13 protein-coding genes and 1 pseudogene are annotated in these 12,411 nt (G+C 65.7%); 4 read left to right on the top strand and 10 right to left on the bottom strand.

Features of this window, described 5'->3' with window-relative positions:
• The first annotated feature begins 8 nt into the window (after positions 1–8).
• Both EPK82_RS24335 and EPK82_RS24330 read left to right on the top strand, forming a co-directional pair.
• The gene (locus EPK82_RS24335) at positions 9–395 is read left to right on the top strand and encodes a response regulator (protein ID WP_037051390.1); all 387 of its coding nucleotides are present in this window, start codon (positions 9–11) and stop codon (positions 393–395) included.
• Positions 388–2,070, top strand: coding sequence for a diguanylate cyclase (locus EPK82_RS24330; protein ID WP_134678313.1), 1,683 nt, complete (start codon positions 388–390; stop codon positions 2,068–2,070). Before EPK82_RS24335 ends, EPK82_RS24330 begins: the two co-directional genes overlap by 8 nt.
• A 612-nt stretch (positions 2,071–2,682) precedes the next feature.
• Here the strand turns inward: EPK82_RS24330 and cysW are convergent.
• From cysW to EPK82_RS24280, 10 genes are all read right to left on the bottom strand, one after another.
• Positions 2,683–3,510, bottom strand: coding sequence for a sulfate ABC transporter permease subunit CysW (cysW, locus tag EPK82_RS24325; protein ID WP_037051388.1), 828 nt, complete (start codon positions 3,508–3,510; stop codon positions 2,683–2,685).
• Positions 3,507–4,346: a sulfate ABC transporter permease subunit CysT gene (cysT, locus tag EPK82_RS24320; RefSeq protein WP_134678312.1), complete on the bottom strand. Its 840-nt coding sequence runs from the start codon at positions 4,344–4,346 to the stop codon at positions 3,507–3,509. The genes cysW and cysT overlap by 4 nt, the downstream gene beginning before the upstream one ends.
• Before the next feature lie 81 nt (positions 4,347–4,427).
• On the bottom strand, positions 4,428–5,444 hold the full coding sequence (gene cysP / locus EPK82_RS24315; RefSeq protein ID WP_134678311.1) for a thiosulfate ABC transporter substrate-binding protein CysP: 1,017 nt from the start codon (positions 5,442–5,444) through the stop codon (positions 4,428–4,430).
• 161 nt (positions 5,445–5,605) lie between these two features.
• Complete coding sequence (locus tag EPK82_RS24310) at positions 5,606–5,821, bottom strand: TOBE domain-containing protein (protein ID WP_037051381.1); 216 nt, start codon at positions 5,819–5,821, stop codon at positions 5,606–5,608.
• Between the two features lie 101 nt (positions 5,822–5,922).
• Positions 5,923–6,723: an aliphatic sulfonates ABC transporter ATP-binding protein gene (ssuB, locus tag EPK82_RS24305; protein WP_134678310.1), complete on the bottom strand. Its 801-nt coding sequence runs from the start codon at positions 6,721–6,723 to the stop codon at positions 5,923–5,925.
• Complete coding sequence (gene ssuC, locus EPK82_RS24300; RefSeq protein WP_134678309.1) at positions 6,720–7,514, bottom strand: aliphatic sulfonate ABC transporter permease SsuC; 795 nt, start codon at positions 7,512–7,514, stop codon at positions 6,720–6,722. The genes ssuB and ssuC overlap by 4 nt, the downstream gene beginning before the upstream one ends.
• A 256-nt stretch (positions 7,515–7,770) precedes the next feature.
• Positions 7,771–8,919 carry an FMNH2-dependent alkanesulfonate monooxygenase gene (gene ssuD / locus EPK82_RS24295; RefSeq protein WP_134678308.1) on the bottom strand — a complete coding sequence of 383 codons (1,149 nt, stop codon included), beginning with the start codon at positions 8,917–8,919 and terminating at the stop codon, positions 7,771–7,773.
• Positions 8,920–9,009: 90 nt separating this feature from the next.
• Positions 9,010–9,972 (bottom strand): sulfonate ABC transporter substrate-binding protein, encoded by a 963-nt coding sequence (locus tag EPK82_RS24290; protein ID WP_134678307.1) that lies wholly within the window; start codon positions 9,970–9,972, stop codon positions 9,010–9,012.
• A 76-nt stretch (positions 9,973–10,048) separates the two neighbouring features.
• On the bottom strand, positions 10,049–10,642 hold the full coding sequence (gene ssuE, locus EPK82_RS24285; protein ID WP_134678306.1) for an NADPH-dependent FMN reductase: 594 nt from the start codon (positions 10,640–10,642) through the stop codon (positions 10,049–10,051).
• Positions 10,643–10,651: 9 nt separating this feature from the next.
• Entirely contained in the window at positions 10,652–11,290 is a 639-nt protein-coding gene (locus EPK82_RS24280) for a peroxiredoxin (RefSeq protein WP_134678305.1), read from the bottom strand.
• 255 nt (positions 11,291–11,545) lie between these two features.
• Here EPK82_RS24280 and EPK82_RS24275 point away from each other — a divergent pair, with 255 nt between their 5' ends.
• Positions 11,546–12,304 (top strand): response regulator, encoded by a 759-nt coding sequence (locus EPK82_RS24275; RefSeq protein ID WP_037051364.1) that lies wholly within the window; start codon positions 11,546–11,548, stop codon positions 12,302–12,304.
• A pseudogene (locus EPK82_RS25080) lies at positions 12,301–12,411 on the top strand (two-component sensor histidine kinase); the annotation flags it as partial. The gene EPK82_RS24275 and the pseudogene EPK82_RS25080, both read left to right, overlap by 4 nt.

The raw sequence follows: 12,411 nt of genomic DNA, 5'->3' as shown, positions 1-12,411 counted from the left end.
TACCGCCGATGACCGAGCTCAAGCGCATCCTGCACGTCGAGGACGACCCCTCGATCCAGGCCGTGGCCAAGGTAGCCCTGGAAGCCGTGGGCGGCTTTCAGGTGCTGACCTGCGCCAGCGGCCAGGACGCCCTCGACCAGGTACAGGGCTTTGCGCCCGACTTCATCCTGCTGGACGTGATGATGCCCGGCATGGACGGTCCGAAGACGCTGGAGCTGCTCGGTCAACTGGTCAACACCGAGCAGATCCCGGTCGCCTTCATGACCGCCAAGGTGCAGCCCGATGAAGTTGCCCACTACCGCAGCCTGGGCGCCCATGGGGTGATCATCAAACCCTTCGACCCCATGCAGCTCGCGGCCCAGGTCCGGGACATCTGGAACCAGCGCCATGGATAAACACGAGGGCAGCGCAGTACCCCAGGCCTTGCAGCAGCACCTGCAGCAGCTCAGCCAGCAGTTCAGCGAGCGCCTGCGCCAGGAGCTGCCGCACCTGGCGCAACTGGGCGGCCTGCTGCTGGAGGCCGACGACATCGAGCGCAAGCGGGTGCTGCTGGAGCTGCGCCACCAGTTGCACCGCCTGGCCGGCAGCGCCGGCACCTTCGGTTTCACCCAGCTCGGCCAGCAGGCGCGTGAGCTGGAACAACATGCCGAACGCTGGATGGAACGCCAGTCGCGCCAGCAACAGGGGCTCAACGACTTCATCAGCGCCCTGCAGGCGCTCGGCGAACAGCCCATCAACGCCAGCGCCAGCAGCGAGACGAGCGAGAGCGGACGCAAGCCCCCCCGCCACGAGGATGGCAGCCGCACCATCTACATCCTCGAGGGTGAAGCGGCCATTGGCGAGAGCATGCGCCAGACGCTGAACAACTTCGGTTACCAGGCCGAGCACTTCAATTCCATCGCCGGCCTCGACGCGGCCCTGCAGCAGCAGACGCCCGACGCCCTGATCATCGACGCCAAGCTGCCCGGCGAGGCCAGCTGCGGGCTGCACTACGCCAGCCAGTTGCGCGAGCGCCTGGAAGAACCGCTGCCGCTGCTGGTGCTCACCGACCAGCAGGACGACTTCGCCACCCAGTTGCAGGCCGTTCGCGCCGGGGCCATGGGGCTGTTCAGCAAGCCCGTGGACATACCCCAGCTGGAAAGCCGCCTGGAGCGCTGTTTCTCCCAGCAGAGCGGCGAGCCGTACCGCGTGCTGATCGCCGACGACGACCAGGACCTGGCCAGCCGCTACAGCCTGGTGCTGCGCGATGCGGGCATGCTGGTGGAGATCCTCAGCGAACCTGCGCAGATCTTCGCCCACCTGCGTGACTTCAACCCGGAGGTGGTGCTGCTCGACGTCAACATGCCGGACTGCAGCGGCCCCGAGCTGGCGCAGATCATCCGCTGCAACGACGACTGGCTGCGCATTCCGATCATCTACCTGTCGGCGGAGACCGACATCAGCAAGCAGATGAACGCCCTGATCAAGGCCGGTGACGACTTCATCACCAAGCCCATTTCCGACAACGCGCTGGTCGCCACGGTGTTTTCCCGTGCCCAGCGTGCGCGCCTGCTGTCCATCGCCCTGGCCCGCGACAGCCTGACCGGCCTGCTCAAGCACGCCGATATCAAGGAGCAGGTGGCCATCGAACTGGAACGCTCGCTGCGCAGCGGCGACCGCACCAGCGTGGTGATGCTCGACATCGACCACTTCAAGCGGGTCAACGACGACCACGGCCACGCCGCCGGCGACAACGTCATCCGCGCGCTGGCCAACCTGCTGCGCCAGCGGCTGCGGCGCATCGACAGCCTGGGACGCTACGGTGGCGAGGAGTTTCTCGCAGTGCTGCCCGACTGCTCGCCGGAGCAGGCGCGGCTGATCGTCGACGAGATTCGCCAGCGCTTCGCCGAACTGCGCTTCATCGCCGACGGCGGCGAGTTCTCCGTGACCCTGAGCGCCGGCATTGCCGGGACCGACGTCAACAGCGACGCCGAGCAACTGCGCGAGCGCGCGGACAAGGCGCTGTACGCCGCCAAGCATGGCGGGCGCAACCAGGTGCAGGTCGCCACGCCGGAAGAGCATCGCGGCTGAAGCCGCTCCTACAGGCGACGGCGCCTGGCACAAGACCTCGATCCGTAGGGTGGATGTCGCTCTTCACATCCACCAAAGGGGTCAGCGCAACCGCAAATGGCGGACGTAATCGGCGCTGAACGCAGAGCAAGAGCATCGCGGCTGAAGCCGCTCCTACGAGCAGCGGCGCCTGGTGCAAGGCCTCGATCCGTAGGGTGGATGTCGCTCTTCACATCCACCAAAGGGATCGCCGCAACCGCGAATGGCGGACGTAATCGGCGCCTGAGCGCAGAGCAAGAGCATCGCGGCTGAAGCCGCTCCTACAGGCGACGGCGCCTGGCGCAAGACCTCGATCCGCAGGGTGGATGTCGCTCTTCACATCCACCAAAGGGATCAGCGCAACCGCAAATGGCGGACGTAATCGGCGCTGAGCGCAGCCCAAGAGCATCGCGGCGGAAGCCGCGCCTACGGGAGCGAGATGATTGGCGATGCTTCGAGGTGCACCGCGCTGATCGCGGACAACCCCTGCTGACGCTGCTCTACCGCAACACCACAACATCGTGGGAGCGGCTTCAGCCGCGATTGAAGGCCAGGTGGACGCCGCGTTGCACATCCACCACAACGCCCCCGCGATCAGGCCTCGGCGCGCTGCATCAGCTTGCGCTGCCGCCACTCCATGAAGGTCTTCAGCAGCAGGGTGAGCAGCGCCATGCACGCCAGCAGGCCCGCAGCGGTGAAGGCGGCGGCCGGCTTGTAGTCGTTGTTGAGCTGATCGACCAGCAACGGCAGGGTCAGGGTCTGGTTGATGATGGTGCCGGACACCACCGATACCGCGCCGAACTCGCCCACCGCACGGGCGTTGGTCACCACCACGCCGTACAGCAGCGCCCACTTGATCTTGGGCAGGCTGATGCGCCGGAAGATCTGCCAGCCGCTGGCGCCGAGGCACATGGCGGCAGTTTCCTCGTCCTGGCCCTGCGCCTGCATCACCGGGATCAGGATACGCGCCACGTATGGCGCGGTGACGAACACCGTGACCATGACGATGCCCGGCCAGGCGAACATCAGCTGCATGCCGTTATCGTAAAACCAGCGCCCGATGAAACTCTCCAGGCCGTACACCACCAGGTAGCAGAGGCCGGCGACCACCGGCGACACCGCATAGGGAATGTCGATCAGCGTGGTCAGCAGCTTGCGCCCACGGAAGTCGTAGTGCGTCACGCACCAGGCCAGGCAGATGCCGAAGCACAGGTTCAGCGGCACGGTGATGGCGGCGACGAACAGGGTCAGGCCGATGGCATGCAGCATGTAGTCTTCGCCCAGGTTGCTCCACAGCAACTCCAGGCCACCCGCCAGCGCCTTGGTGAAGATCAGCGCCAGCGGCACCAGCAGGATCAACGCCACCACGGCCAGGCCGGACAGCACCAGCGCCCACTGGCGCCAATCTTGAGGTTTTTTCATCGACCTTGCCGTTGCCATGCGAACAGACGTCCCTGCACGACCTGCAGGATGAACAGAAGCGTCAGCGACGCCAGCAGGATCACCGAGGCGATGGCTGCGGCCGCCGGGTAGTTGAACTCCTGCAGACGGACGAAAATCATCAGCGAACTGACCTCCGTCTTGTAGGGGATATTACCGGCGATCATGATCACCGCGCCGAACTCGCCGAGGCTGCGAATGAAGGCCTGCGAGCCGCCGGTGACCAGCGCCGGCGTCAGCGTCGGCAGCACCACATGGCGGAAGGTCTGCAGGCGGTTGGCGCCCAGGGTGCGCGCGGCCTCTTCGTACTCCGCGCCCAGGTCCTGCAGCACCGGCTGCACGGTGCGCACGACGAAGGGAATGCTGGTGAAGACCATCGCCACGATGATCCCCGCATAGGCATAGGCCACCTTGAAACCGAGCCACTGGCCGATCCAGCCGTTGGGCACCAGCAGCGTGGCCAGGGTCAGGCCGGCTACCGACGTGGGCAGGGCGAACGGCAGGTCGATCAGCGCGTCGACGATGCGGCGACCGGGAAAGTCGTAGCGGGTGATGATCCAGGCCAGCAGCAGCCCGATCACCAGCACCGCCAGGGTCGAGAAAAAGGCCGCGGAAATGGTCACCTTGTAGGTCTGCACCACGCGCGGGTCGCTGATCGCGAACCAGTACTGCGCCCAGGTCATGTCGCTGACATACAGGAGCAACGCCGACAGCGGCAGCAGGATGACCAGGGAGAGGTACAGCACGCTGACGCCAAAGCTCAGGACGAAGCCCGGCAACAGCGGAGTCTGCAGGAAGAACAGCGTCGATCTACTCACGAAGAAGCTCGGCTCTACAAATGCAGTTGGCCGCCAAGAAGGCGGCCAACGAACCTGAAAATCGGCTGTCGAGGGCGAGTATCAACGGCCCTCAGCCAGGAGTTGGTCAAGAATACCACCGTTGTCGAAGTGCTTGGCGGTGATGTCATCCCAGCTGCCCAGCACATCGTTGGGGTTGATCAGGCGTACCGGGGCGAACTGGGCCTTGGTCGCCTCGACCACTTCCGGGTTGTGCACACGGTAGTTGTAGGTGGTCAGCAGTTGCTGGATGTCCTTGCTGTACTGGAAGTCGAGGAAGGCCTTGGCCTGCTCGCGGGTGCCGCGCTCGTCAGCCACCTTGTCGACGATGGCCACCGGGAACTCGGCCAGCACGCTGACTTCCGGCACCACGATCTGCAGGTTGGCGGACTTGAACTCGTCGCCCTTGGCGATGTTGATCACTTCCGACTCGAAGGTCAGCAGCACGTCGCCCTGGCCGTTCTGGGCGAAGGCCACGGTGGCACCACGACCGCCGGTGGGGAAGTTCTCGACGTTGTGCAGCAGCTTGCCGACGAAAGCCTTGATCTTCGCCTCGTCACCCTTGAACTTCTCGTTGGCGAACAGCCAGGCCGCCAGGTAGCTGTAGCGGGCGTTGCCGGAGGTCTTCGGGTTGGGGAACACCAGCTTGACGTCATCGCGGATCAGGTCGTCCCAGCCCTTGATGTTCTTCGGGTTGCCCTCACGGACCAGGAACGCGGTGGTGCTGTAGTAGGGCGAGCTGTTGTTGGGGAACTGCTCGGCCCAGTCCTCGCGCAGCAGACCACGCTTGGCCAGGATGTCCACGTCGGTCACCTGGTTGAAGGTCACCACGTCGACCTTCTTGCCCTGGATGATGTCCTGCGCCTGACGCGAGGTCCCGGCGAAGGACTGGATGATCTTCACGTCCTTGCCGGACTGTTCCTTCCAGTACTCGACGAACTTGGGGTTGATCTCGCCGAACAGCTCGCGGGCGATGTCGTAGGAAGCGTTGTGGAATGGCGTGTCGGCCGCGGCATGGCTCAGCGAGCCGGTCAGCAGGGTGGCGCTGGCCACGGTGGCCAGAACGATCTTCTTCAGCATCTAAGGCGTCCTTATCGAAAGAGGAACCTGCGGGCAGGCTATTTGATGGCGCGATTCTGCAGAAAAATCTTATAGCTGAAAAATATCTTTTAATTCTCGATTTATAACCAAAAGCATCAGCCAATAGCCGGCCTCCAGACCCGAGGCCGGCTGGGGGCACCTCACAGTTTGGCGATGGACACCTCGGTGGATTTGACGAAGGCGATCACTTCGCTGCCGACCTGCAGCTCCAGTTCGCGCACGGAACGGGTGGTGATCACCGACGTGACGAGACCGGCAGCGGTCTGCACATCGATTTCCGAGAGCACGTCACCCAGGACGATCTCCTTGATGGTGCCCTTGAACTGGTTGCGCACATTGATGGCTTTGATGGTCATGCTGTTTTCTCCTGGGGTCGAAAATGAGCGGCAAGCGGCAAGCTCCGAGCCGCAAGTAAACGCGTGCTGTTCCTGCTTGAAGCTTGTGACTTGCCGCTGCTTCACTGCGCCCAGCGCAGTTGCGTGGGCAGGGGTGAAAGGGGCGGCGCCGGCACCGGCAACTCCGGTAGCGCCAGCACACGCTCGAGCACCTGTGCCTCCAGCGCCGCCAGCTGCGGCGAGCCATGCAGACGCGGGCGGGCCAGCTGCACGTCGAGATCGAGGCCGATCCGGCCGTCCTCGATCAGGATCACCCGATCCGCCATCGCCACGGCCTCGGCGACGTCATGGGTCACCAGCAGCACGGTGAAGCCGTGCTGCTGCCACAGGCGCTCGATCAGGCGCTGCATCTCGATGCGGGTCAGTGCATCCAGCGCACCGAGCGGCTCGTCGAGCAGCAGCAGGCGGGGACGATGGATCAGCGCCCGCGCCAGGGCCACGCGCTGCTTCTGCCCGCCGGACAGCGCCGCCGGCCATTCATTGCCGCGATCGGCCAGGCCGACCGCCGCCAGCGCCGCCTCGGCCTGCTCGCGCCAGGGACCGGAGAGGCCCAGGCCGACGTTGTCGATCACCCGCTTCCAGGGCAGCAGACGCGCGTCCTGAAACATCAGGCGAACATCCTGGCGCAGCGCGTCGAGCGCGCCTCCGTCGGCCCGCAGCTGGCCACCGCCGGGCCGCTCCAGCCCCGCCAGCAGGCGCAGCAGCGTGCTCTTGCCACAGCCACTGCGGCCGACCACCGCAACGAACTGGCCAGCGGGAATCTGCAGGTCGATGTCCTTGAGTACCTGACGCCCGCTGAAGGATTTCTCGATCCGCTCGATGGCGAGGGCAATACCCTGGCGAATGGCATGCAGCACCGTCATTGGCCACCTGCCTTGGCCTGATAGGCCGGATGCCAGCTCAGCCACACGCGCTCGAGACCACGCGCCGCGACGTCGGCCAGCTTGCCGAGCACCGCGTAGAGCAGGATCGCCAGCACCACCACATCGGTCTGCAGGAACTCGCGGGCATTCATCGCCAGGTAGCCGATGCCGCTATTGGCCGAGATGGTTTCCGCGACGATCAGCGTCAGCCACATGAAGCCGAGAGCGAAGCGCACGCCGACCAGGATCGCCGGCAGCGCGCCAGGCAGGATCACCTGGCGGAACAGGGCGAAACCGGACAGGCCATAGCTGCGCGCCATTTCCACCAGCGCCGGGTCGACGTTGCGGATCCCGTGGTAGGTATTCAGGTAGATGGGAAACAGCGTGCCCAGCGCGACCAGGAAGATCTTGGCCGCCTCGTCGATGCCGAACCAGAGGATCACCAGCGGAATCAGCGCCAGGTGCGGCACGTTGCGGATCATCTGCACCGAACTGTCGAGAAAGCGCTCGCCCCATTGCGACAGGCCGGTGACGAAGCCCAGCAGCAGGCCGATCGCACCGCCGATGAGGAAGCCGCTGGCCGCGCGCTGGCCGCTCACGGCCAGGTGGCGCCAGATCTCGCCGCTGACCAGCAGTTGCCAGCCGGCCTCCAGCACGGCACCAGGGGCCGGCAGGATGCGGCTGGATAACAGGCCGTTGCCGGCCGCCAGCTGCCAGGCCGCCAGCAGCGCCAGCGGCAGGGCCCAGGGCGCGGCGCGCAGGGCCAGTTTGTGAAGGGTCGTGTTGCTCATTTTCTGCCTCGAGAACTTGTGTAGCCTCTGTATTCCCCGGATTGCATCCGGGCTACGGGATCAAAAAGCGCCCTCTCCCCAACCCTCTCCCATGAATGGGAGAGGGGGCTGATCGGCGCCGCTGGTTCGGCTGGAGCACGGCTCGGCTCCCCTCTCCCACTTCGCCCGCTGAAGCGCCCTGAACGCTGCGGAGGGCTGGGAAAGAGGGTCGATGTACTCCAGATGCAATCCGGGAAAACCTGTGCCTGCGCCACCCTCAGCTCGCCGAAGCGGCCTTCGGCAGGATGTCGCTGGAGATCATTTCGCCGAACGGGCTGACGTAACCGCGGCTTTCCGGACGCTCTGGCCGGGCCACGTCCAGATGCGGAAAGAGCAGCTCGGCCACCCGGTACGACTCCTCCAGATGCGGGTAGCCGGAGAAGATGAAGGTGTCGATGCCCAGCGCGGCGTACTCCTTGACTCTTGCCGCGACGGTCGGACCATCGCCGACCAGGGCAGTGCCGGCACCGCCGCGCACCAGGCCGACCCCGGCCCAGAGATTGGGCGAGACCTCCAGGTTGTCGCGACTGCCACCATGCAGCGCGGCCATGCGCTGCTGGCCCACCGAGTCGAAGCGCGCCAGCGAGGCCTGGGCACGGTCGATGGTGTCCTGGTCCAGATGGCTGATCAGGCGCTCCGCCGCCGCCCAGGCTTCTGCGCTGGTCTCGCGCACGATCACGTGCAGACGAATGCCGAAACGCACCTCGCGTCCGTGGGCAGCCGCCTTCGCACGCACCTGGGCAATCTTCTCGGCCACGGCCGCCGGCGGCTCGCCCCAGGTCAGGTACAGCTCGACCTGCTCGGCGGCCAGCTCCTGCGCGGCATCGGAAGAGCCGCCGAAGTACAGTGGCGGGCGCGGCTGCTGCAGCGGCGGGTAGAGCAACCTGGCGCCCGAGACCTGGATATGAGCGCCGTCGTAGTCGACGTTTTCGCCCTCCAGCACACGGCGCCAGATGCGGGTGAACTCGACAGCCGCCTGGTAGCGCTCGGCGTGCGACAGGTGCAGGCCGTCTCCAGCCAGCTCCTCCGGGTCGCCGCCGGTCACCAGGTTGAACAGCGCACGACCGTTCGACAGACGATCCAGGGTCGCCGCCTGCCGTGCCGCCACGGTGGGCGAGATGATCCCGGGGCGCAGCGCAACGAGAAATTTCAGCCGCTGCGTGAGCGGTATCAGGGATGCCGCCACCAGCCAGGAGTCCTCGCAGGAACGCCCGGTGGGAATCAGCACGCCGCCATAGCCGAGGCGATCGGCCGCCTGGGCAATCTGGCTGAGGTAGCCGTGATCGACGGCACGGGCACCTTCGGCGGTGCCCAGGTACTTGCCGTCACCATGGGTAGGCAGGAACCAGAAGATATCGAGGCTCATGCAATGGTCTCCTTGTTGGGAAGTCGTCGTAGCCCGGATGCAGTCCGGGGAAATCTGCGCTACCGCCCGGCTGGTATCCGGGCGGCGGGCCTAGCGGGCCTGGGCCACCTTGGCGGGTGGATTCCAGATCACCGACCTGATGTTCAGTGGCCTGGGAATCAGCTTCAGCTCGGTGAAGGTGTCGGCGATCTTTTGCTGCGCCTCGACCACCTGCGGCGTGATGAACCGCGCCCCGTATCCCTGGCGCTCGACGGCCTGGCGGGTAATTTCCGACGGCAGGCCGATCAGCGGCGCGACCTGCCGGGTCGCCTCCTCGGGGTTGTCCTGGACCCAGCCACCCACTCCGCGAATCTCCTCGACCAGGGCGCTGAGTACCTGCGGGCGCTTTGTGGCGAAACCACGGGTCGCCAGGTAGAACTGGTGGTTGTCCACCAGGCCACTGCCATCGCGCAGCGCAAGCGCCTGCAGTTGCTGTTCGGCGGCGGCCTGGAAGGGATCCCAGATCACCCAGGCGTCGACGCTGCCGCGCTCGAAGGCGGCCCGGGCATCGGCAGGGGGCAGGTACACCGGGCTGATGTCGTGGATGCTCAGGCCGGCCTCCTGCAGCGCACGCACCAGCAGGTAGTGCACGTTGGAGCCCTTGTTCAGGGCGACTTTCCTGCCTTTGAGGTCGGCCACCGTCACGATCGGCGAATCCTGCCGCACGAGAATCGCCTCGCTGTGCGGAGCCGGCGGCTCGAACGCGACGTAGAGCAGGTCGGCACCAGCGGCCTGGGCGAATACCGGCGGGGTTTCGCCCGTGGTGCCGAAGTCGATGGAGCCCACGTTCAGCCCTTCGAGCAGTTGCGGCCCGGCGGGAAACTCCGTCCATTGCACGCTGACGCCCTGCTCGGCCAGGCGTTTCTCCAGCGCACCACTGGACTTGAGCAGCACCAGGGTGCCGTACTTCTGGTAACCGATACGCAGCGTCTCGGCCTGTACATGGATGGCGCCGAAGGTCAGGGTCGCGGCAAACAGGGCGACCAGACTCCGACGCAAAGTGTTGGCGCCCATGGCGACCTCCTTTGCAGATTGAGTGTGGGCCTGCTTGCCCGTTGGCGGGCGAGTGAGGCGGGGTGTTGCGGGTGATTCAGATGCTCCAGCGGGCGTTCACCAGCCGGTCGTTCAACAGATTCGGGTCAAGCGGTTGTGGCCGTCGCGCCAGGGCTGCCTGCAGCTGATCCAGGGCCTCATCGAGGCGCTCGCGCAGTTCATCGGCGATCTGCGCCGGCCGGCCCGCTTCCGGGTAGGCGATCTGTCGGTCCACGGCGTACACGCCGCTGAGCATCTCCTGAGCCTTCAACGCCGCCAGCACCGGCTTGAGCGCGTAATCCACCGCCAGCAGATGCGCCGGGCTGCCGCCACTGGCCAGAGGCAGCACCACCTTGTGCGCCAGGGCACGCTCGGGCAGCAGGTCCAGCACCACCTTCAACGCCCCGCTGAACGACGCCTTGTACACCGGCGTGCCGACCACCAGGCCGTCGGCACTGGCCACCAGCGCCTGCAGATGCCGGGCGGACGGGCTGTCGAAGTGCGCATGCAACAGCTCCTCGGCGGGAAAGTCGCGCACCCGCAGCAGCGTGACCTCGACCCGCTGCGCGTGCAGACGATGGCGCACATGATCCAGCAGCACCTCGGTGCGCGAACGCGCCGCAGGGCTGCCGGAGAGCAACACGACGTGCATGCTCGGCCCTCAGCGATTCGGTTGCGGGGTCAGACGCAGATAGGGCTTCAGCGCAAGGTAACCTTTCGGGAAGCGCTGCCTGAGTTCGGCTTCATCCTTCAGCGACGGCACGATCACCACCTCGTCACCGTCCTGCCAGTTGGCCGGAGTGGCCACCTTGTAGGTGTCGGTCAGCTGCAGCGAATCGACCACCCGCAGGATCTCGTTGAAGTTGCGCCCGGTGCTGGCCGGGTAGGTGATGGTCAGGCGCACCTTCTTGTCCGGGTCGATCACGAACAGCGAGCGCACCGTCAGGGTGTCGCTGGCGTTCGGGTGAATCAGGTCATAGAGGTCGGAGACCCTGCGGTCGGCATCGGCGATGATCGGGAAGTTGACGGCGGTGTGCTGCGTCTCGTTGATGTCGTCGATCCACTTCAGGTGCGAGTCAACCGGGTCGATCGACAGGGCGATGGCCTTGACGCCGCGCTTGGCGAATTCGTCCTCGAGCCTGGCAGTGAAGCCCAGCTCGGTGGTGCACACCGGGGTGAAGTCGGCCGGGTGGGAAAAGAGGATGCCCCAGCTGTCACCCAGCCACTGGTGGAAGCGGATACGGCCTGCGCTGGAATCCTGCTCGAAGTCGGGGGCGATATCGCCCAGGCGAATGCTCATGCTGATGCTCCTCGGTAGCGGCGTGCTGTGGCGCTCACTATTGCCCAGGAACAAACCAAAATAAAAAGAATAAATAATGATTTATTTATTCTTTTATGGAATTTAAAAAGACCCTCGCCGATCACCGGTCGATCCGTGTGACAGCGCAACGCAGCGCGGCTTTGTATCATCGCCGATACATTACCGACACGTTCCGGATACGCCGATCACCGAGACTCTCACGGGGCGTTGGCGCCCCGGTATCTTCCGTTGCCGATGGAGCCGTCCCTGGTGCATGACACGACCCAGACCGAAGCCACACCCCGTACCACGCGCGTGCTGCTCGTCGACGACAACGAAGAGCTGCGCGAGCTGCTTGGCGGCTACCTGACGCGCTTCAACATCGCCAGCGAGGCGGTTGGCAATGGCGCGGCCATGCGCCTGGCCCTGGCCGGGGGGCACTTCGACGCGGTGATTCTCGACCTGATGCTGCCCGGCGAAGATGGCCTGAGCCTGTGCCGCGAGCTGCGCGCCACGTCCGATATCCCGATCCTCATGCTCACCGCCCGCTGCGAACCGGCCGACCGCATCATCGGCCTGGAGCTGGGTGCCGACGACTACATGGCCAAGCCGTTCGAACCGCGCGAACTGGTGGCGCGCATCCAGAGCATCCTGCGCCGGGTGCGCGATGGGCGTGACACACCACGTGACGAGCCACCGTCGCAACTGCGCTTCGCCGACTGGACGCTGCACAGCGTACTACGCCAGCTGCAGGCGCCAAGCGGGCTGGTGGTGCCCCTGTCGAACGCCGAATTCCGCCTGCTCTGGGCCTTCCTCGAGCGCCCGAGGCGGGTGCTCAGCCGTGAGCAATTGCTCGACGCCGCCCGTGGCCGTGCCATCGAGGCCTTCGACCGCAGCATCGACCTGCTGGTCTCACGGCTGCGCCAGAAGCTCGGCGACGATTCGCGCAACCCCAACCTGATCAAGACCGTGCGCGGCGAAGGCTACCTGCTCGACGTTGCCGAGATCCGCTGATGGCGCGCCCCGACAGCCTGTTCGCACGCCTGCTCGGCGTGTTCCTGATCGCCATCGTGCTGGCTCATGCACTGGCCTTCGCCTGGTTCGGCCGTTACGGCGCGCCA

It is taken from the genome of Ectopseudomonas khazarica, from assembly GCF_004521985.1.
Classification (GTDB): domain Bacteria; phylum Pseudomonadota; class Gammaproteobacteria; order Pseudomonadales; family Pseudomonadaceae; genus Aquipseudomonas; species Aquipseudomonas khazarica.
This window is presented reverse-complemented; position numbering and strand designations above follow the sequence as displayed.